Raw genomic sequence first — 22,447 nt, forward strand, 5'->3', positions numbered from 1 at the left:
CGCGACGGGCGCCCCCCTTAACCGGTCAGGCGTCCAGGTCGTCCAGGAACCGGAAGATCTCGTCGTCGCTCGCCCCGTCGAAGTCGGCGATGGCGGCGTCGTCCTCCTTGGGCGCGGCGGGCGCCTGGGCCGGGGGGACGACCGTTCCGGTCAGCCGGCCCAGCGCCGCCCGCAGCCGTGTCTCCAGCCGCTCGCGCAGCGGGTCGTCGCCCGCCAGGCCGGGAAGGGTCTCGGCCAGCTGTTCGAGCCCGCTCAGGAGCGGGGCGAGGGTGCGTTCCGCGTCGGACGGCAGGATCTCGTCGAGGTGCGCGGCGAGCGAGACCGGGGCCGGGTAGTCGAAGAGCACGGTCGCCGGCAGCCGCAGACCGGTCTGCTCGCTGAGCCGGTTGCGCAGTTCTACGGCGCTGAGCGAGTCGAAGCCCATACCGAGGAAACCCGCCTCCACGTCGACCAGTTCGGCGTCCGGGTAGGCCAGCACCACGGCCGCCTCCCGGCGCACCAGGTCGAGCAGGGCCCGCTTGCGCGCGGGGCCCGTCAGCGCGCCGAACCGGTCTCCCGGCGCGGCTTCCGCCGCCCCGGACCCGGCGCCCGGCCCGGCGCCCGGTGCCCCGGGGGCGGCGGCGACGGTCGGGCGGACCCGGCCGCGCACCAGGCCGCGCAGCATCGCGGGCACCTGGTCCGGCTGCCCGTCCTCGAAGACGCCGAGGGCCGTCCTGGCCGGTACGAGCACCGCGTCTGCGTGGCCCCGGGCCGCGTCGAACAGGGCGAGCGCCTCGGCGGTGGACATCGGTACGAGGCCGCTGCGGGCGAACCGCGCGAAGTCGGCGTCGCTCAGCTTGCCGGTCATGGTGCTCAGCTCGGCCCACGGCCCCCAGCACAGCGAGACCCCGGGCAGTCCCCGGGCCCTGCGGTGCGCCGCGAGGGCGTCGAGGAAGGCGTTCCCGGCGGCGTAGGCGGCCTGCCCGGCCCCGCCGAGTGTCGAGGCCAGCGAGGAGAACAGGACGAAGGCGGAGAGCCCGGCGTCCTCCGTCAGTTCGTGCAGGTTCAGCGCGGCGTCGGCCTTGGGCGCGAGCACCCGGTTGACCTGGTGCGGGGTGAGCGCGGTGACCACCCCGTCGTCGACGACGCCCGCGACATGCGCGACCCCGGTGAGCGGGTGCGCGGCGGGGATGCTGTCGAGCAGCTTCTGAAGGGCGGCGCGGTCCGCGGCGTCGCAGGCCTCGATCGTCACCTCGGCGCCCAGGGCTGTGAGGTCGGCGCGCAGTTCGTCCGCGCCCGCGGCGTCCGGTCCGCTGCGGCTGATCAGCAGCAGGTGCCGTACGCCGTGCTCGGTGACCAGGTGCCGGGCGAGGAGCCGGCCGAGTGTGCCGGTGCCTCCGGTGATGAGCGTGGTGCCGGCCGGGTCCCAGCCCGCGGGCGTGCCGCCGGCGGGTACCCGGGCGAGCCGGGCGAGGCGCACCCCGCCGTCGCGCAGCACCAGCTGGGGTTCGTCCCCGGCGAGCGCGGCGGCCAGTGCGCCGCCCGTCGCCGGGTCGTGCGCGCCGGTTCCGTGCCCGGGGTCGAGGTCCAGGAGCGCGAACCGTCCCGGGTTCTCGGTGATGGCTGCCCGGACCAGTCCGTGGACGGTGGCGGCGGGCAGGTCGGCCGGTCCCTCGTGGGTGCCGGCCGCCACCGCGCCCCGGGTCACCAGGACGAGCCGCGATCCGGCGAACCGCTCGTCGGCGAGCCAGCCCTGGACCAGGCCGAGGGCCCAGTGGGCGGCGGTCCTCGCGGCCTCGGCCGGTTCTCCCGCGAAGGCGGGTGCGAAGGCGAGGACGCGCTCGGGGACGGGCGCCCCGGATGCGGCCAGGGCGTGCAGGGTCGGGTGGTCGTGGAGGGTGACGGCGTCCAGGAGCGCGGCGGGTGTCCCGGGTGCGGCTTCGGCGCCGACCGTCGCCCAGGTGGCGTTGCGGGGTGCCGTTCCGGCCGGGACGGGCGTCCACTCGGTGCGCATCAGCGATTCGACGCGCGGGCGGGGTGCCTGGGCCGCGGTCCTCGGGCGGAACGCCAGCGACTCGGCGTGCGCGACCGGGGTGCCGGCCGGGTCCCAGACCTGTACGGAGACCGTGTGCTCGGCCAGGTCTTCGAGCCTGACGCGCAGCTGACGGGCGCCCGCGGTGTGCAGGACGACGTTCTGCCAGGAGAACGGCATCACGCCCGCGTCGCCGATCGTGCCCACGGACACCGCCTGGAGCGCCGCGTCGAGCAGTGCCGGATGCAGTCCGAAGCCGGCGGTGTCGGCGGTGTCGGGCAGCGCCACCTCGGCGTAGACCTCGGGGCCGCGCCGCCAGGCGGCGGTGAGGCCCTGGAACACCGGGCCGTAGTCGCTGCCGTTCGCCGAGAGGCGCGGGTAGAGGCCGTCGAGGCCGATCGGTTCGGCGCCCTCGGGCGGCCATACCGCGGGGGCGTCCACGGGGGGCGCGGTGTCGGGGAGCAGGGTGCCCGTCGCGTGCTTGTGCCACTCGGCCGCGTCGTCGGCGCTGTCCGGCCGTGCGTACACGTCGAGGGTGCGGGCTCCGGCGCTGTCGGCGGCGGCGACCCGTATCTGCACCTGGGCCGCCGAATCCTCGGGCAGCGCGAGCGGTGCGTGCAGGGTGAGTTCGCCGACCCGGCCGCAGCCGACCTGGTCGCCCGCCCGGACGGCGAGTTCGAGGTACGCGGTACCGGGCAGCACCACCGTGCCGTCGATGACGTGGTCGGCCAGCCAGGGCAGCCGGCGCGTGGAGAGCAGCGCGGTCAGGACCACGCCGCCGCCGTCGGCGAGCCGGACGGCTCCGCCGAGCATCGGGTGCCCGGGGGCATCCAGGCCGGCCGCGCGTACGTCCGCCGCGGGGGCCGGGGCGTCGAGCCAGTAGGTCTGCCGCTGGAAGGGGTAGGTGGGCAGGTCGGGAAGCGCGTCGCCGTCCGGCAGCAGGGCCGCCCAGTCGCAGGCGGCGCCGTGCACATGGAGTTCGGTGAGCGCGCCGAGTGCGGTCGCGGTTTCGTCGCGGTCGCGCCGCAGGGCCGCCGCCACCACGCCGGGGGTTTCGCCCGTGCGGCTGTCGGCGGCCATCGCGGCGAGCACGGCGTCCGGCCCGATTTCGAGGAACCGGGTCACGCCCGCCGCCTCAAGGGTGCGGATTCCGTCGGCGAACCGGACGGCCTCGCGCAGCTGCGTCACCCAGTACCCGGCGGTGCACAGCTGCTCGGCCGTGGCCATGGCACCCGTGACGTCGGACACCAGGGGAATGGCCGGCGGTGCCATCGGGATGTCCCGGAGGACCGCGGCGAACTCCTCCAGCATCCCGTCCATGTGGGGCGAGTGGAACGCGTGACTGACCCGCAGGCGCGTCGTCTTGTGACCGAGGCCCTTGAAGTGCGCGACCACACGGTCGACTTCGGCGGTGTCCCCGGAGACGACGGTGGCGCGCGGCCCGTTGACCGCCGCCACGGCGATCCGGTCCGTACGGTCGGCGAGCAGCGGCCGCACCTCGTCCTCGGCGACCGCCAGGGCGGCCATCGCGCCACCGGCCGGCACCTGGCCCATCAGCCGGCCGCGGGCCACGACCAGGCGGCACGCGTCGGCCAGGGTGAAGACACCGGCGAGGTGGGCGGCGGTCAGTTCGCCGATGGAGTGCCCGATCAAGTGGTCGGGCACCACGCCCCAGGAGGCGTAGAGGCGGAACAGCGCGACCTCGACGGCGAACAGGGCGGGCTGGGTGTATTCGGTGCTGTCCAGCAGCTCCGCCTCCGGGCTGCCCGGCGCGGCGAACACGAGGTCGCGCAGCGGCCTGGGCAGGTGCAGGTCCACCTGGGCGCAGACCTCGTCGAAGGCGTCGGCGTACACCGGGTACGTCTCGTACAGCTCGCGCCCCATGCCGGGGCGCTGGGCGCCCTGCCCGGAGAACAGGAACGCGGTGCGGCCGCCGCTCGCGGTGCCGGCGGCCGAGGGTGCGTCGGTCCGGCCGTCCAGCCAGTCGCCGAGCCGGTCGCGGAGCGCGTCGCGGTCGGTGCCCCAGCACACCAGGCGGTGTTCGAAGCGGGAGCGTGCCGCGAGGCCGCGGCCGATCGCCGCCGCGTCGTGGCCGGGCTCCGTGTCGAGGGCGCCGAGCAGGTTGCGGACCTGGTCGGTGAGCGCGGCGGGGGTGCGGGCGGACAGGGCCCACGGCAGGGGGCGGGGGGCAGCCCCGTCGGGCGCCGCCGGGAGTGCGGGTGCGGTCTGCGGGCCCTCCTCCACGATGACGTGCACGTTCGTGCCGCTGATCCCGAACGAGGAGACGGCGGCGCGGCGCGGCCCGTGGTCGTCCGGCCAGGACCGTTCGTCGGCCAGGAGCCGTACGGTTCCGGCGGACCAGTCGATGTGCGGGGTGGGCCGGTCGACGTGCAGGGTGCGCGGCATCGCGCCGTGCCGCATGGCGAGTACGGCCTTGATGACCCCGGCGATTCCGGAGGCGGCCTGGGTGTGGCCGATGTTCGACTTCACCGAGCCCAGCCACAGCGGCCGGTCGTCGGGCCGGTCCTGTCCGTAGGTGGCGAGCAGCGCCTCCGCCTCGATGGGGTCGCCGAGCGCGGTGCCGGTGCCGTGCGCCTCCGCCAGGTCGACATCGGCGGCTTCGAGCCCCGCGTCGGCCAGCGCCTGGCGGATGACCCGCTGCTGGGCGAGGCCGTTGGGCGCGGTGAGTCCGTTGGACGCGCCGTCCTGGTTCATGGCGCTGCCCCGGACGACGGCGAGCACGCGGTGGCCGTTGCGCCTGGCCTCGGAGAGCCGTTCCACGAGGACCATGCCGACGCCTTCGGCCCAGCCCGCGCCGTCGGCCTCCGCGGAGAACGCCTTGCACCGGCCGTCCTGGGAGAGTGCGCCCTGCCGGCTGAACTCGATGAACGTGTACAGCGTCGAGAGCAGGGTCACGCCGCCGGCGAGAGCCATCGTGCTCTCGCCGGAGCGCACGGACCGGGCGGCCAGGTGCAGGGCGACCAGCGAGGACGAGCAGGCGGTGTCCACGGTGACGGCGGGGCCTTCGAGCCCGAAGGTGTAGGCGATGCGGCCCGATGCCACGCTGGCCGCGCTGCCGGTGGCAAGCTGGCCCTCGAACTCGCCCGCCGAAGCGGCGGCCCGGGGCCCGTAGTCCGTCTGGTTCGCCCCGACGAACACCGCGACCGGGCTGCCCTTCAGCGTCGCCGGGTCGATCCCGGCCCGCTCGAACGCCTCCCAGGAGGTTTCCAGGAGCAGCCGGTGCTGCGGGTCGATGGCCGGGGTCTGACGCGGTGAGATCCCGAAGAACATGGGGTCGAACGCGCCGATGTCGTCGAGGAATCCGCCGCCGCGCGTGTAGTGCGTGCCGGGGTGGTCCGGGTCCGGGTGGTAGCTGCCCTCCAGGTCCCAGCCGCGGTCGTCGGGCAGACCGGTGACCGCGTCGCGCCCCTCGGACAGCAGCTGCCAGAACTCCTCCGGCGTGCTCACCCCGCCCGGGAAGCGGCAGCTCATCGAGACGATCGCCACCGGGTCGTCGTCCACCTCCCCGCCCCGCCCGGCGGCCACGGCGGGCGCGGGCTGCCGCGGGGACGCGGAGGTCTCGCCGTCCGTGCCGAACAGTTCGGAGAGCAGGTGCCGGGACAGTTGGTGGGCGGTGTTGTGGTCGAAGACGACGGTGACCGGCAGCCGCAGGCCGGTGACCTTGTTGAGCCGGTTGCGCAGCTCGACGGCGGTCAGCGAGTCGAAGCCCATGTCGCGCAGGGCCCGGTCGGCGTCGACGCCGTCCGCGTCCGGGAGGCCGAGTACCGCTGCCGCGTGGGCGCGCACCAGGTCCAGGAGCGCCTGCTCGCGCTCGGCCGGGGAGAGTCCGGCGAGTCCTGCCAGGAGGCCGGTGTCGTCCTGGGACTCGTCGGGCCGCGACGGCGCTGCCTGGCGGGCCTCCGGGAACTGTTCGAGTATCCGCCCGGTGCGGCCCGCCGTGCACGACGGCCCGAACACCCGCCAGTCGACGTCGGCGACGGCGAGGTAGCCGAGGTCGTGGTCGAGTGCCTGTTGCAGTCCGGAGATCGCCGTCTCGGGCGCCATCCCGGTCACGCCGTCGCGGCGCAGCGAAGCGCCGATGTCGCCGGAGGCGAGCCCGACCCGGTCCCAGGCGCCCCAGGCCACCGACGTGGCCGGGAGCCCTTCGGCGCGGCGGGCCGACGCCAGTGCGTCCAGGTAGGCGTTGGCCGCGGCGTAGCTGCCCTGTCCGGGCAGGCCGAGCGTTCCGGCCAGCGAGGAGAACAGGACGAACGCGTCGAGGCCGAGGTCCTTGGTCAGTTCGTGCAGATGGTGTGCGGCCACCGTCTTGGGGCGCAGCACCGCTGCGGCCCGCTCCGGGTCGAGCGCGTCGAGCAGGCAGTCGTCGAGGACGGCCGCCGCGTGGACGACGGCGGTCAGCGGGTGTTCGGGGGCGATGCCGTCGAGCAGTTCCCGCAGCGCCGTACGGTCGGTGACGTCGCAGGCCGCTACGGTGACGCGGGCGCCGAGCCCGGTCAGGCGCCGCGTCAGCTCGGCGGCTCCGGGGGCCTGTTCGCCGCGCCTGCTGGTCAGCAGGAGGTGCTGGGCGCCGTTCGCCGCGAGCCAGGCCGCGACCTCGGCGCCGATGCCGCCGGTGCCTCCGGTGACCAGGACGGTTCCGGTGGGGCGCCAGTCGCGTACGGGGGTGTGGCCGGCCAGCTTCTTGCGCGCGAGCCGGCGCACGTAGAGCCCGCCGGTCCGTACCGCGAGCTGGTCCTCGCCGTCGGGGGCGCCGAGACCGCGCACCAGCCGTTCGCCGGCCCGCTCGTCCGCGTCGGCCGGCAGGTCGATCAGCCCGCCGAACCGCTGCGGGTATTCCAGGGCCGCGATCCGGCCCAGGCCCCACAGCAGGGCCTGCTCCGGTACGGGCGCCCGGTCGGAGCGCCCGACGCCGACCGCGCCCCGGGTGGCGATCCACAGCGGCGCCGCGATCCCGGCGTCGCCGAGTGCCTGGACGAGCAGCACCGCCCGGTCCAGGTCGTGCTGTCCGTGGCCCGCGTCCTCGTGGTCCGTGCGGTCGCGGAGGGCGAGCAGGGACAGGATGCCGGTGGCCTCCGCCGCGTTCCCACGCAGCCGCGCGGCCAGTGCGGCCCGGTCGTCGCCCTCGGCGATCCCGAGCACGGTGACGTCGGCGCCGTACGCGGTGAGCGCCTGCCGGGCCCGCTCCTGCCAGGCGTGGCCGCCGGACGGGGTGAGCAGCAGCCAGCGGGAGCCGTCGATCCTCGGCGTCACGCCCTGGGCCAGGGGCTGCCACTCGACGTCGTAGCGCCATGTGTCGAGTGCGGAGTCCTGGCGGCGCCGGCGGCGCCAGCCGGCGAGGGCGGGGAGCACCTGTTCCAGCGCGGCGGGGTCCTCAACGCCGAGGGTGCCGGCGACCGCGTGCGGGTCCTCGTTCTCGACGGCCGCCCAGAACTCGGCGTCGGCCGGGTCCTGCGCGCTCTCGCCGGGGCCGGTCTGTTCCAGGTCCTGCAACCAGTAGTGGTCGCCCTGGAACGCGTACGTCGGCAGGTCGACCGGCGCCGGGGGCGAGTCGGGGAAGGCGGCGGTCCAGTCGACGTCCACCCCACGGACCCACAGCTCGGCCGCACTGGCCAGGAACCTGTCCAGGCCGCCGTCGTCGCGTCGCAGGGACCCGGTGACCACGCTCTCGTCGGCCAGTTCCTCGACGGCGGCGGACAGCACCGGGTGCGAGGAGACCTCCACGAACACCCCGTACCCCTGGGCCGCCAGCTTCTCGACCGCTTCGGCGAACCGCACCCGGGAACGCAGGTTCGTGAACCAGTAACCGCCGTCCATGACCGAGCCGTCGATGAACTCTCCGGTCACCGTCGACAGCAACGGGATCTCACCGGTCCGGGGGGCGACGCCCGCGAGGGCATCGGCCAGTTCGGACCGCAGCACATCCATGGACGCCGAGTGGGAGGCGTAGTCCACCGCGATCCGCCGCGCCCGCAGCCCCAGCTCACGGCAGGCCGCGACCACTTCCTCCACCCCGTCGACCTCACCGGAGACGACCACCTGCGAGGGGCCGTTGACCGCCGCGACCGACACCCGGTCGCCCCACGGGGCGAGGATCTCCTCGACCCGGGCCACACCGGCTCCGACGGAGGCCATCGTGCCCGCCCCGCTGGCCAGTTCCGCGATCGCGCGGCTGCGCAGGCAGGCGACGCGCAGCGCGTCCTTGAGGGACAGCACGCCCGCCACGTGGGCGGCGGCGATCTCGCCCTGCGAGTGCCCCACCACGGCGGACGGCACCACACCGAACGACCGCCATACGGCCGCCAGGCCCACCATCACGACGAACGACGCGGGCTGGACGACATCGACCCGGTCCAGGGACGGCGCGTCCGCGCCGCCGCGCAGGACCTCGGTGACCGACCAGTCGACGAGCCCCGCCATCGTGGCCTCGCACTCGGCGACCACGCCCGCGAACACCGGGGACTCCTCCAGCATCCGAGCGCCCATCGACACCCACTGCGCCCCCTGACCGGGGAACACGAACACCGGCCGGCCCACGGGCCCGGTCACCCCGGACACCACACCGGCCGACGGCTGATCCGCCGCCAGCGCACCCAGCCCGGCCCCGTACGAACCCAGCACCACAGCCCGGTGCTCGAACCGCGCACGCGTCGTCGCCAACGACCACCCCACCGACACCGGATCGGCGTCCGCCAGGGCGCCCAGCGCCTCCGCCTGACCCCGCAGCGCGGCCGCGCCCCTGCCCGACAGCAGCCACGGCACCACCGACGGGGCCGGGCCGTCCGGGGCGGGGGCCTCCTCGGCGGGCGCCTCCTCCACGATCACGTGCGCGTTCGTCCCGCTGATCCCGAACGCCGACACGGCCGCGCGCCTCGGCTGCTCGGCGCGCGGCCAGTCCCGCGCCTCGGCCAGCAGCTCCACCGCGCCCGACGACCAGTCCACGTGCGACGTCGGCGTGCCCACGTGCAGCGACTTCGGCATCAGGCCGTGCCGCAGCGCCAGCACCACCTTCATGACACCCGCGGCACCCGCCGCGAGCTGGGTGTGGCCGATGTTGGACTTGACCGAGCCCAGCCACAGCGGCCGGTCGTCGGGCCGGTCCTGCCCGTAGGTGGCGAGCAGCGCCTGGGCCTCGATCGGGTCGCCCAGCTTGGTGCCCGTGCCGTGCGCCTCCACCACGTCGACCTCGGCCGCCGCCACGCCCGCGTTCGCCAGGGCCTGCCGGATGACGCGCTGCTGGGCGGGGCCGCTGGGGGCGGTGAGCCCGTTGGAAGCGCCGTCCTGGTTCAGCGCGCTGCCGCGGACGACGGCCAGTACGTGGTGGCCGTTGCGCCGGGCGTCGGAGAGACGTTCCAGGAGCAGCACGCCGACGCCCTCGGCGAGGCCCATGCCGTCGGCGTCGTCGGAGAACGCCCTGCTCCGGCCGTCCTCCGCGAGGGCGCGCTGCCGGCTGAAGCCGACGAAGCCCGTGGGCTCGGCGGCGATCGTGGCGCCTCCGGTGAGCGCGAGCGAGCACTCGCCCGACCGCAGCGACTGCGCCGCCAGATGCAGGGCGACCAGGGCGGACGAGCATCCGGTGTCGACGCTGACGGCGGGGCCGTCGAGGCCCAGCACGTACGAGATGCGCCCCGAGGCGATGTTGGTGACCGTCCCGGTGATCAGGTGTCCCTCCACCCCCTCCGGGACCTGCCGCAGATTCGTGCCGTAGCCGTCGTTGCCGACGCCGAGGAAGACCCCGCAGTCGCTGCCGCGCAGGCTGTGCGGGTCGATCCGGCCGTACTCGATCGCCTCCCACGACGTTTCCAGGAGCAGCCGCTGCTGCGGGTCCATGGCGATGGCCTCACGCGGCGAGATCCCGAAGAACCCGGCGTCGAAGCGGCCCGCGTCCTGGACGAACCCGCCGCTGCGGGCATAGGTGCGCCCCGCTTCGTCCGGGTCCGGGCTGTAGAGCCCGGCGAGGTCCCATCCCCGGTCGCCCGGGAAGGCGGATATCGCGTCGCCGCCTTCGGCGAGCAGCCGCCACAGGTCGTCGGGTCCGCTGATCCCGCCCGGGAGCCGGCACCCCATGCCGATGATCGCGATGGCGTCGTCGTCGGTCGCGGGGACGACGGCCGCGGCGGGCGAGGCCGCGGTGCCGGTCCTGTCCTCTTCGGCGTCACCGAGCAGGGCGGTGTGCAGGTGCTGTACGAGGCGGTCGACGTCGGGGTGGTCGAAGACGAGGGTGGTGGGGAGCTTCAGACCGGTGGCGGTGCGCAGGGAGTTGCGCAGCTCGACCGCGAGCAGCGAGTCGAAGCCGAGGTCGCGGAACGACCGCGTGTTCTCCAGGGCGTCCGACGAGGCGTGCCCGAGTACGTGCGAGACGTGGGTGCGCACCAGATCGCGCAGCAGGATCTCCTGCGCGTCGGGGGCCAGCGGGCGCAGCCGCTCCAGGAGCGGGTTCTCGGCGGCGGCCGACGCTTCGCCTTCCGCCAGGGCGGCCCTGACCTCCGGGATCTCGTCGAGCAGCGGGCGCCGGCGGGCGGCGGTGAAGACGCGGCTGAAGTCCGCCCAGTCGACGTCGCCGATGACGATGAACTCCTCGTCGTCGGCCATCGCCTGCCGCAGTCCGGCCATCGCGGTCCGCGGGTCCATGAAGCGCATGCCGTACCAGTTCAGCGAGCTGGACTCGGCCGCCGCCTCGCCCATGCCGTCGTCGGCGGACCACAGGCCCCAGTAGATCGTCGTCCCGGTGCGGCCACGGGCGCGCCGGTTCCGGGTGACCGAGTCGAGGTAGGCGTTGCCCGCCGAGTACGAGCCGTGGTCGCCCGCGCCCCACAGCCCGGCGACGGACGAGTAGAGCAGGAAGGCGTCCAGGTCGCGGTCGAAGAGCCGGTCCAGGTTGGCGGTGCCGACCAGCTTGGCCGCCGCGCCGTCCTCGAACGCCGCGAGTCCCACGTCCCGGAGCGAGTCGAATCGGCTCACCCCGGCGCAGTGCACCACGGTCCTGATGGGCGGCGCCCCGTCGGCTTCCACCTCCGCGACGAGTCCGGCCAGCGCGTCGTAGTCGCAGACGTCGGCCGCGGCGACCGTCACCCGGGGCCCCATCGCCCGCAGCTCGTCGGCGAGTCGACCGGCGCCGGGCGCGTCGGGGCCGCTCCGGGAGACGAGCACCAGGTGCTCGGCGCCGCAGGTCGCGAGCCAGCGCGCCGTGTGTGCGGCGAGACCGCCGGTGCCTCCGGTGATCAGGGCGGCACCGCTCGTCCGGAAGGCCGGTGCGGACGCGTCCCGGCGCGGGTCGCGCCGCAGCCGGCGCAGCAGCACCTCACCGGAGCGGATCGCGATCTGGTCCTCGTGGTCGCCGGCGCCCAGGGCGTCGGCCAGCAGGCCGGCGTCGCGGGCCGTCGGCTCGGCGGGCAGGTCGATCACTCCGCCCCACGCCTGCGGGTGTTCCAGGCCGAAGACCAGGCCCAGACCCCATGTGCTGCTCTGCTCGGGGTGGCCGACGCGGTCGGCGGGCCCGGCGGAGACCGCGTCCCGGGTGCACAGCCACAGCGGTACGGGCTCCTCCCGCTCCGCCACGGCCTGCGTCACCAGGAGGTTCAGGGCGAGTCCGGCGCTCAGCCCGGGGCGTTCGGGGTGCGCCCGCTCGTCCAGTGCGAGCAGCGACAGCACACCGGCCGCCCCGGCGTGTGCGGCCAGCGCCTCCGCGACCTGACGCCGGTCGTGCCCGGCGTCCAGCACCACGTGTACGGCCTCGGCCCCGCGCTCGCGCAGCCCGTCGGCGACCAGCGCGACGGTGTCGTCGTCCTGCCGGCCCGCCGCGCTCACCACGACCCAGGTGCCGGACAAGCGGGCGCCCGTGGTGCCCGTGCGCGGCAGCCATTGGATGTCGTAGCGCCATGCGTCCAGCACCGCGTGGGCGGTCCGGCGTTCGCGCCACCCGTCGAGGGCGGGCAGTACGGCGCTCAGGGGCGCGTCCTCGGCGAGGCCCAGTTCGCCGGCGAGCGCACTGGTGTCGCCCGCGCGGACGGCCGCCCAGAACTCGGCGTCGACAGGGTCCTGGGCGCTCTCGCCGGAGCCCGCCTGTTCCTGATCCTTCAGCCAGTAGTGGTCGCGCTGGAAGGCGTACGTGGGGAGGTCGGCCCGTGCGGCGGGCGAGTCCGGGAAGGCGGCCGTCCAGTCGACGTCGACTCCACGGACCCACAGCTCGGCGACTCCGGCCAGGAACCGATCCAGGCCACCGTCGTCCCGCCGCAGCGAGCCGGTGACCACACTCTCGTCCGCGATCTCCTCGACTGCGGCCGACAGCACCGGGTGCGAGGAAACCTCCACGAACACCCCGTACCCCTCGGCCGCCAACTTCTCGACCGCCTCAGCGAAACGCACCCGGGAACGGAGATTGGTCACCCAATAGCTCGCGTCCATCCCCGAGCCGTCGATGAACTCGCCCGTCACCGTCGACAGCAACGGAATCGTGCCCGCACGCGGGGCAACACCCGCCAGGGTCGTGGTCAGCTCGTCGTGCAGTACGTCCATGGCCGGGGAGTGCGAGGCATAGTCCACCGCGATCCGACGCGCCCGCAGCCCCAGCTCCACGCACTTGGCAACGGCTTCCTCCACAGCAGCGACCTCACCCGAGATCACCACCTGCGAGGGGCCGTTGACCGCGGCGACCGACACCCGGCCGTCCCAGGCGGAAAGAATCTCCTCCACCTGAGCCACCCCGGCACCCACCGACGCCATCGTCCCGCCCCCACTGGCCAGCCCGGCAATCGCCCGGCTGCGCACGCAGACCACACGCAGCGCGTCCTCCAGCGACAACGCCCCCGCCACATACGCGGCAGCGATCTCGCCCTGCGAATGCCCCACCACAGCCGCCGGCACCACACCGAACGACCGCCACACCGCCGCCAGACCCACCATCACCACAAACGAGGCGGGCTGAACCACATCGACCCGCTCAAGGGACTCCGCCCCACGCAGGACATCCGTAACCGACCAGTCCACCAGCCCCGCCATCGCGGCCTCGCACTCGGCCACAACCCCCGCGAACACCGGAGACTCCTCCAGCAACCGGGCACCCATCGACACCCACTGCGCCCCCTGACCAGGGAACACAAACACCGACCGGCCCACCGGACCAGCAGCACCGGAGACGACGTGCCCCGACGGCTCACCCGCCGCCAACGCCTCCAGCCCGGCCCCATGGGAACCCAGCGCCACGGCCCGGTGCTCGAACCGCGCACGCGTCGTCGCCAGCGACCACCCCACCGACACCGGATCAGCATCGGCCAAGGCGCCCAGCGCCTCCGCCTGACCCCGCAGCGCCGCCGCGCCGCGCGCCGACAGCAGCCACGGCACCGCCGCAGGCAACACCGAAGGCGCCGGCTCCGGGGTCTCCGCCTCGGGCGCCTCCTCCAGGATCACGTGGGCGTTCGTCCCGCTGATCCCGAACGCCGACACACCCGCGCGCCTCGGCTGCTCACCGGCCGGCCACTCGCGGGCCTCGGCCAGCAGTTCCACCGCACCCGACGACCAGTCCACGTGCGACGAAGGCGTGCCCACGTGCAGCGACTTCGGCAGCACACCGTGCCGCATCGCCAGCACCATCTTGATCACGCCGGCCACACCGGCAGCGGCCTGGGTGTGGCCGATGTTCGACTTCACCGAGCCCAGCCACAGCGGGCGGTCCTCGGGGCGGTTCCGGCCGTACGTCGCCAGCAGCGCCTGCGCCTCGATCGGGTCACCGAGCGTCGTGCCCGTGCCGTGCGCCTCCACCACGTCGACCTCGGCCGCCGCCACGCCCGCGTTCGCCAGCGCCTGGCGGATCACCCGCTGCTGCGCCGGTCCGCTGGGCGCGGTCATGCCGTTGGAAGCGCCGTCCTGGTTCACGGCGGAGCCGCGGAGCACGGCCAGGATCCGGTGGCCGTTGCGCTGGGCGTCCGAGAGGCGTTCCAGGAGCAGGACGCCGACGCCCTCGCCCCAGCCGGTCCCGTCGGCGTCGTCGGAGAACGCCTTGACCCGGCCGTCCTCGGCGAGCCCGGACTGCCTGCTGAATTCGGTGAAGTTGAGCGGATGGCCCATCACCGCGGCGGCACCGGCCAGCGCGAGGGAGCAGTCGTCGTCGCGCAGGGCACGGATCGCCAGGTGCAGGGCCACCAGCGCCGAGGAGCACCCCGTGTCGATGGTGACGGCGGGCCCCTCAAGGCCCAGGGTGTACGCGATCCGGCCGGACATCACGGAGTCGTGGCTGCCGGTCAGCAGATGGCCCTCGACGCCCTCGGGGACGGCTCGTACGTCGGAGCCGTAGCCCGCGTTGCTCGCACCCACGAACACGCCCGCGCGCTCGCCGGTCAGGCTCTCGGGGTCGATCCCGGCCCGCTCGATCGCCTCCCACGACGTCTCCAGGAGCAGCCGCTGCTGGGGGTCCATGGCGAGGGCCTCGCGCGGCGAGATCCCGAAGAACCCGGCGTCGAATTCGGCGGCGCGGGCCAGGAACGCCCCGCGCCTGGTGTAGCTGGTGCCGGGGTGCTCGGGGTCGGGGTGGTACAGCCCGTCCAGGTCCCAGCCCCGGTCGCCCGGCATCTCGCCGACGACGTCGGCGGCGGCCTCGACCAGCTCCCAGTACTTCTCGGGGGTGTCGGCGCCGCCGGGGAAGCGGCAGCTCATCGCGACGATCGCGATGGGCTCGGTCCGCTTGTCCTCAAGTTCCCGGACCTTCTTGCGGCTGGTTCGCAGCTCGGCGGTGAGTCGGTTCAGGTACTCCCGCAGCCGCTGTTCGGTCGCGTCGCCGCTCATCTGATACCCAACTCCCGGTCGATCAGGTCGAAGATCTCGTCGTTCGAAGCCGCCGTCAGGTCGTCGTCGGCCTGTGCGCCGGCCGTGGTCTGCTCGGCCGGCTCCACCCGGCGCAGCAGGGAACGCAGTCGGTCGGCCAGTCCGATACGGTCGCGTTCCTCGTCCGGCAGGGCGGACAACCGGGCTTCCATACGGTCCAGTTCGGCCAATACGTCGTCGGCCCCACCGAACAGCTCGTCGCTCAAATGCTGGACGAGTGCCAGCGGAGTGGGGTGGTCGTAGATGAGGGAAGCGGGCAGCTTCAGTCCGGTCGCGACGCCCAGCCGGTTGCGGAACTCCAGCGCGGTGAGGGAGTCGAAGCCGAGTTCCTTGAAGGTCGAGCGCGGTCGCACGCTCTGCGGCCCTTCGGCCTTGAGGACGGTCGCGGCCTCCCCGCCGACCAGGTCCGTCAGGGCGCTCTCCCGCTCGTCGGCGGGCAGCCCGGCCAGCCGGTCCGCGAGCCCCGACGAGGGCTCGGGCGCCGGCTCGGCACCGTCCGTGTACGAGGCCGGCACCGGGTACGCGGTGTCCTGCTGTACGGGGCTGAGCCCGGCGACGAGGCGGCGGTCCCGCGTCATCGTGTAGAGGGGCAGGAAACGGGCCAGGTCGAAGTCGGCGACGGCGACGTTCGTGTCACCCTGGCCCACCGCGCGGGCGAGTGCCCGGACGGCCCGCTCGGGCGACATGAGGCGTACGCCGCGCTGCGCGAACAGTTCGGCGGCGTCCCCCTCGGACATGCCGCCGTCCCAGGCGCCCCAGGCGACGGACGTGGCCACCGCGCCGCGGGCGCGCCGCTCGGCGGTGAACGCGTCCAGGTAGGCGTTGGCGGCGGCGTATCCGGCCTTGCCGACGTCGCCCCAGATGCCGGCCCCGGACGAGAAGAGGACGAAGGCGTCCAGGTCGAGGTCTGCGGTGAGGGCGTCGAGGTTGCGGGCGCCCGTCACCTTCGCCCGCAGCACCCGGGCGAGTTCGGCGTCGGTCAGGTCGCCGACGGGGGTCTCCGGATGGGTGACCCCGGCGGCGTGCACGACGGCGGTCAGCGGCCGGTCCTCGCCGATCGTCGCGAGGACGGCGGCGAGCCGGTCCGCGTCGGCGGCGTCGCAGGCGGCGACCGTCACCTCGGCGCCGAGTCCGGCCAGTTCGGCGGTCAGCTCGTCGGCGCCCGGCGCGTCCGGGCCGAGTCTGCTGGTCAGGATCAGGCGGGCCGCTCCGTGCCGGGCCGCCCAGCGCGCCACGTGGGCGCCCAGGGCGCCGGTGCCCCCGGTGATCAGCACGGTGCCGCGCGGGCGCCACGGCTCGGCGTCCGGCGCGGGGGCGTGGACGAGTCTTCGGGCGTACACGGTGTCGTCGCGTACGGCCACCTCGTGCTCCCCGGTGGCCCCGGACAGGACCGCCGCGAGCTGCCGGAGGCTGTCCGCGCCCGGTTCGCCCGGCAGGTCCACCAGGCCGCAGGTCCGGTCGGCCTCCTCCAGGCCGAGCACCACGCCCAGGCCCCAGACCTGGGCCTGGAGGGGGGCGCTGACGGTGTCGTCGGACGCGGTGCCGACCGCGCCCGACGTGGCCAGCCACAGCGGGGCGCCGGGAGCGCGCGCGGCCAGGGCCCGTACCGCGGTGACGGTGCCGGCGAGGCCGGCGGTGACTTCGGGCCGGCCGCCGCTCGGCCGCTCGTCCAGGGCGGCCAGCGACAGGATGCCGTCGATCCGGTCCGGCAGGGCGGCCCCCTCGCGCGCCAGGTCGGCCACGCCGATGGCGTGGGGGGTGGCGCCGTGCCGGGCGAGGCCCGTGAGCACCGTCTCCACGAGGCCGTCGCGCGCCGGGCCCGTCGGGGTGAGCACCAGCCAGTCGCCGGAGAGCGACGGCTCCCCGGTGTCCGGCACGGGCGTCCAGTCGACGTGGTAGCGCCAGCTGTCGACGACGGCGGTCTCCCGGCGTGCGGCAACCGCGGCGGGCGCTTCGAGCCAGTGGCGGCGGCGCCGGAACGGGTAGCCGGGCAGGTCGGAGGCGGGCCGGGCGGACCCCCCGGTGAACGCGGGGCCGAAGTCGACGGGGGCGCCGCGCACCCACGCCTCGGCCAGCGAGAGGAGCAGGCGGTCGGGGCCGCCGTCGTTGCGGCGCAGCGAGCCCACGGCGCAGGTGTCGTCGTGTTCGGCGAGGGTCTCCTCGGTCGCGGCGAGCAGCACCGGATGCGGGCTGCATTCCACGAAGAGCCCGTGGCCCTGCCCGGCGAGCGCCCGCACGGCTTCGGCGAACCGCACGGGGCGGCGCAGGTTCGTGCCCCAGTAGGCGGCGTCGAGCGCCGGGGAGTCGATCCAGTCGGCGGTGACGGTGGAGAAGAACGGCACCCGGGGTGTGCGGGGCCGTACGGGGGCGAGCAGTTCGCCGAGTTCGCCGAGGATCTCCTCGACGTGCGCGGAGTGCGAGGCGTAGTCGACGGGGATCGTCCGCACCCGTACACCTCGCTCCTCGCAGGTGCGGCCCACGTCTTCGAGTGCGGCGGGGTCTCCGGAGAGCACCACCATGCCGGGCCCGTTCACGGCGGCGACGGACAGCCGCCCGTCGAACCGGGACACGAGGGCTTCGGCCTCTTCCTCGGGCACCGCGACGATGGCCATGGCGCCACGGCCCGCCAGCGCGGTCAGCGCCTTGCTGCGCAGGCACACCACCCGCGCCGCGTCCTCCAGGGACAGTGCCCCGGCCACGCAGGCGGCGGCGATCTCGCCCTGCGAGTGCCCGACCACGGCGTCCGGTTCGATTCCGTACGAGCGCCAGACGGCTGCCAGCGCGACCATCACGGCGAACGAAGCGGGCTGCACCACATCCACCCGCTCCAGCGACGCGGCTCCCTCCGCGCCCCGCAGCACATCGGTCAACGACCAGTCGACGTACGCCGAGAGGGCCTCCTCGCACTGGGCGACGGCCCGTGCGAACACCTCGGAGCCGTCCAGCAGACCGGCGCCCATGCCGACCCACTGCGCGCCCTGCCCGGGGAAGACGAACACGGTCCTGCCCAGCGGTCCCGCGAGCCCCGACACCACGTGCGCGCAGGGCTCACCGGCCGCCAGCGCCCGCAGCCCCTCGTCGTGCCCGCCGACGACCGCGGCCCGGTGCTCGAACCAGGTCCGTGCCGTCGCCAGTTCCCGTCCCACCGCCGCCGGTTCGGTGCCGCCGTCCGCCCAGGCGGCCAGCGAAGCGGCCCGGTCCCGCAGGACCTGTCCGTCGCGGGCCGACAGCAGCCACGGCACGGCGGACGGGCCGGCCGCGGCCGGTTCCGCGACGGGCTCGGGCAGCGGCCGGGGGGCCTGTTCCAGGATCACGTGGGCGTTGGTGCCGCTGATGCCGAACGCGGAGACACCGGCCCGGCGCGGCCGGTCCGCCTCCGGCCAGGGCCGGGACTCGGCGAGCAGCCGGACGCCGCCCGTCTCCCAGTCCACCCGCGAGGTGGGTTCGGCCACGTGCAGGGTGCCCGGCAGGGTGCCGTGCCGCAGCGCCTGCACCATCTTGATCACGCCGACGACGCCGGCCGCCGCCTGGGTGTGCCCCACGTTGGACTTGACCGAGCCGAGCCACAGCGGCCGCTCGGCCGGCCGGCCTTCGCCGTACGTCGCCATGAGCGCGTGCGCCTCGATCGGATCGCCGAGCCGGGTCCCGGTGCCGTGCGCCTCGACGGCGTCCACGTCGGCGGGGCCGAGTCCGGCCCGGCCCAGCGCCCGGCGGATCACCTGCTCCTGGGACAGGCCGTTGGGCGCGGTCAGACCGTTCGACGCGCCGTCCTGGTTGATCGCGCTGCCGCGTACCAGCGCGAGCACCCGGTGACCGTTGCGGCGGGCGTCGGACAGCCGCTCCACCAGGAGGACGCCGACGCCCTCGCCCATGCCGAAGCCGTCCGCGTCCTCGGCGAACGCGCGGCAGCGGCCGTCGGCGGACAGGGCGCGCAGCCGGCTGAAGCTGATCAGTGAGGCGGGTGTGGGGGTGATCGAAACCCCGGCGACCAGGGCGAGTCCGCACTCGCCCGAGGCCAGCGACTGGGCGGCCAGGTGCAGGGCGACCAGGGAGCCGGAGCAGGCCGTGTCGACGCTGACGGCGGGCCCGGTGAAGCCGAAGTGGTAGGCGAGCCGCCCAGAGGCGACGCTCGGTGCCCCGCCCGTGACCTGGTAGCCCACCAGCTCGTCCGGCATGCTGTCCGGACTGCCGTAGTCCGAGGGCATCACGCCCGCGAACACGCCCGTGTCGCTGCCCTTGAGGTCGTCCGGCAGGAGCCCCGCGTTCTCGAACGCGGCCCAGGTGGTCTGCATCAGCAGCCGCTGCTGCGGGTCCATGGCCAGTGCCTCGCGGGCGGAGATGCCGAAGAACTCGTGGTCGAACTCGGTGGCCCCGCCCAGGAATCCGCCGGCCCGCACATAGCTGCTGCCGGGCCGGTCCGGGTCGGGGTCGTACAGCGCGTCGATGTCCCAGCCCCGGTCGGCGGGGAGCGGGCCGATGGCGTCGCCGCCCGCCATGAGGAGCTTCCACAGCGCGTCCGGGCCGTCGACGTCGCCGGGCAGCCGGCACGCCATGCCGACGATGGCGAGCGGTTCGTCCGCGGCCGCCCGGACCGGTTCGGGCGCGGCGGGCGTCACGGGCCTGCCGTGCACCGCCTCCAGCAGGTACGCGGCCAGCCGTTCCGGGGTGGGGTGGTTGAACAGCACGGTGCCCGGCAGCTCGACGGCCAGGTCGGTGGCGATCCGCCCGCTCAGCCGGAGCAGCGACTGCGAGTCGAACCCGATGTCCTTGAACGGGGTCCGGGCCGGGATCGCTTCGGTGTCCTCGTACCCGAGCACGGCGGCCGCCCGCGTCCGGACCAGGTCCAGGAGGACGAGCCGCCGCTCGTCCCGCGTACGGGCCTCGGCGAGCCGTGCGCCGGCCGCGCTGGTCACGACCTCCTCGTCGGCGGCCGGTTCCGAGGCCGTGTCGAACCAGTGGCGGCGCCGCTGGAAGGCGTAGGTGGGCAGGTCCACGGTGGCCGGGGCGGGCCCCGGGAAGAGGGCCGTCCAGTCGGCGTCGGCACCGTCCGCCCACAGCCGGGCCAGAGTCGTGACGGCGGTGACGGGTTCGGGCTGCTTACGGCTGAGCGCCGCCACGGCGAGGACACCCTCACGGGTCTCACCGATCGCGCCGACGAGCCCGGCGTCCGGGCCCAGCTCCAGGAACCGGGTGACGCCCAGGGCCGTGAGCCGGATGATGGCGTCGGCGAAGCGGACCGTGCCGCGGACCTGGTCGGCCCAGTACGAAGCGGTGAACTCCTCGGTCGGCTCGCCGGTCAGCGTGGACACGATCGGGATGCGGGGGGTGTCGTACGTCAACTCGCCTGCCGCGTTGGTGAATTCGGCGAGCATCGGGTCCATCAGGTGCGAGTGGAAGGCGTGGCTGACGTCGAGCCGGCGGCCCTGCCGGTCGCTGAGCTGGGCGGCCACCGCTTCGACGGCCTCGCGCGTACCCGACACGACGACCTGCCCCGGAGCGTTCACGGCCGCGACCGAGGCACCCTCCACCAGCAGCGGGGTGACCTCCTCGGGGGTCGCCCGTACGGCCCACATCGCGCCACCCGCCGGCAGCGCCTGCATCAGCCCGGCACGCGCGGCGACCAGCCGGCACGCGTCCGCCAGGGAGAAGACCCCGGCGACGTGCGCGGCAGCCAGCTCACCCACCGAGTGACCGACCAGATAATCCGGTCGCACCCCCCACGACTCGACCAGCCGGAACAACGCCACCTCAACCGCGAACAACGCCGGCTGCGCCCAGCCGGTGTTCTTCAGGGAATCCGCGTCGGTGAACATCACCTCACGCAGCCCGTCGAAGTGCTCACACACCTCGTCCAGCGCCGTCGCGAACACCGGGAACGCCTCCGCCAGTTCCCGGCCCATCCCGACCCGCTGACCGCCCTGGCCCGAGAACACGAACCCGGTCAGGCCGTCGCCGGCCACTCCGGAGACGGTCTGCGGCAGCCACTCGCCGCGTGCCAGCGCGTCGAGACCGGCGTCCAGGCTTTCGGCGTCAACGCCCACCACCACGGCGCGGTGCTCGAACCGGGTCCGGGTCGTCGCCAGCGACCAGCCCACCTCGCGCGCATCGGCCGCGCCCACCGCCGGGCGCAGCGCCGCGGCCTGCCCGCGCAGTGCGGCGGCGCCGCGGCCGGACAGCACCCAGGGCACCACCGGCACCGGCACCGGACGCGGGGAGGCGGGCGCGGGGGCCGGCGCCGGGGGCTGGGAGAGGACGAGGTGGCAGTTGGTGCCGCCCATGCCGAAGGAGCTGACTCCGGCGATCCGGGGGCGGTCGGCGTCCGGCCACTCGGTGGGATCGCCGACGACCCGCAGGTTCAGTTCGTCCAGCGGAATGCCGGGGCCGGGCTCCTCGAAGCCGAGGCTCGCGGGGATGTGGCCGTGCGACAGGGCCAGCACGGTCTTGAGCAGGCCGGCCGCTCCCGCCGCGGCCTCCAGGTGCCCCACGTTCGTCTTGACCGACCCGACGAGCAACGGGCGCGTGGTGTCGCGGGCGCTGCCGAGCACGGCGCCGAGTGCGGCCGCCTCGACCGGGTCGCCCACCGGGGTGCCGGTGCCGTGCAGTTCGACGTACTGCACGGACTCCGGGGCGATGCCGGCCGACGCGTACGCCTGTCGCAGCACCTCGGCCTGGGCTTCACGGCTGGGGGTGGTCAGCTGCTCGGCCGCGCCGTCGTGGTTGACGGCACCGCCGTGGATCACGCCGTAGACGCGGTCGCCGGCGGCGATGGCGTCCGGGAGCAGCCGGAGGACGAGGGCGACGCCGCCCTCGCCGCGTACGAAGCCGTTGGCCCGGTGGTCGAAGGTGTAGCAGCGGCCGTCCGGGGACAGGCCCCCGAACTCCTCGGCGAGTGCGCCGGTTCCGGCCGCGAGGTTGAGGTTGACTCCGCCCGCGAGGGCGAGGGTGCTCTCGCCGCGCCGCAGGCTCTCCACCGCGGTGTGCACGGCGACCAGCGAGGAGGCCTGGCCGGTGTCGATGACGAGGCTGGGCCCGCGCAGTCCGATGGTGTGCGAGACGCGGTTGGCGATGACGCCTCGGCTGAGGCCGGCCATCGCGTGGTGGTTGAGCGCGGCGCGGCCGGCGTGGTCGGCCAGCAGGGCGTAGTCGTCGCGCATCGCGCCGACGAACACGCCTGTCGCGCTGCCGGACAGTTCGCCGGGAACGATCCGGGCGTCCTCGAACGCCTCCCAGGCGAGTTCGAGCATCAGCCGCTGCTGGGGGTCGAGTACGGCGGCCTCGCGGGGGGTGATCCCGAAGAAGCCGGCGTCGAACCGGTCGACGTCCTCGATGAACGCGCCCCAGTCGCCGCCGGCCGGTTCGCGTCCGGCCGGAACGCGGCCGACCGTGCTCCGCCCGTCGGTCAGCAGCCGCCAGAACTCGTCCGGGCCGGCCGCGCCCGGCAGCCGGCACGAGACACCGACGACCGCCACCGGCTGATCGCCGGCGCGGGAGGATTCCATGGGTCGCGAGGTGTCCATGTGACGTCCTGCCCTTCCGCGCTGTGCCGCGCTATTCCGCGATCTCGGTGAAACCCGGTCCCGGGCGCCTCGGGCCTGTCCGGCG

The 22,447-nt window shown here is 74.9% G+C and carries 2 protein-coding genes; both read right to left on the reverse strand.

What is annotated here, in order from left to right; all coding sequences use genetic code 11:
* Positions 1 to 25 precede the first annotated feature (25 nt).
* The gene (locus P8A18_RS33585) at positions 26 to 14,806 is read right to left on the reverse strand and encodes a type I polyketide synthase (RefSeq protein ID WP_306061505.1); all 14,781 of its coding nucleotides are present in this window, start codon (positions 14,804 to 14,806) and stop codon (positions 26 to 28) included.
* Positions 14,803 to 22,362: a type I polyketide synthase gene (locus P8A18_RS33590; RefSeq protein ID WP_306061507.1), complete on the reverse strand. Its 7,560-nt coding sequence runs from the start codon at positions 22,360 to 22,362 to the stop codon at positions 14,803 to 14,805. The genes P8A18_RS33585 and P8A18_RS33590 overlap by 4 nt, the downstream gene beginning before the upstream one ends.
* Positions 22,363 to 22,447 lie beyond the last annotated feature (85 nt).

It is taken from the genome of Streptomyces sp. Mut1, from assembly GCF_030719295.1.
In the GTDB taxonomy this organism is placed as follows: domain Bacteria; phylum Actinomycetota; class Actinomycetes; order Streptomycetales; family Streptomycetaceae; genus Streptomyces; species Streptomyces castrisilvae.

Excerpts from the sequence above, each read along its gene's own strand:
- P8A18_RS33585 (WP_306061505.1), bottom strand. The coding sequence starts at position 14,806 with ATGAGCGGCGACGCGACCGAACAGCGGCTGCGGGAGTACCTGAACCGA.
- P8A18_RS33590 (WP_306061507.1), bottom strand. The coding sequence starts at position 22,362 with ATGGACACCTCGCGACCCATGGAATCCTCCCGCGCCGGCGATCAGCCG.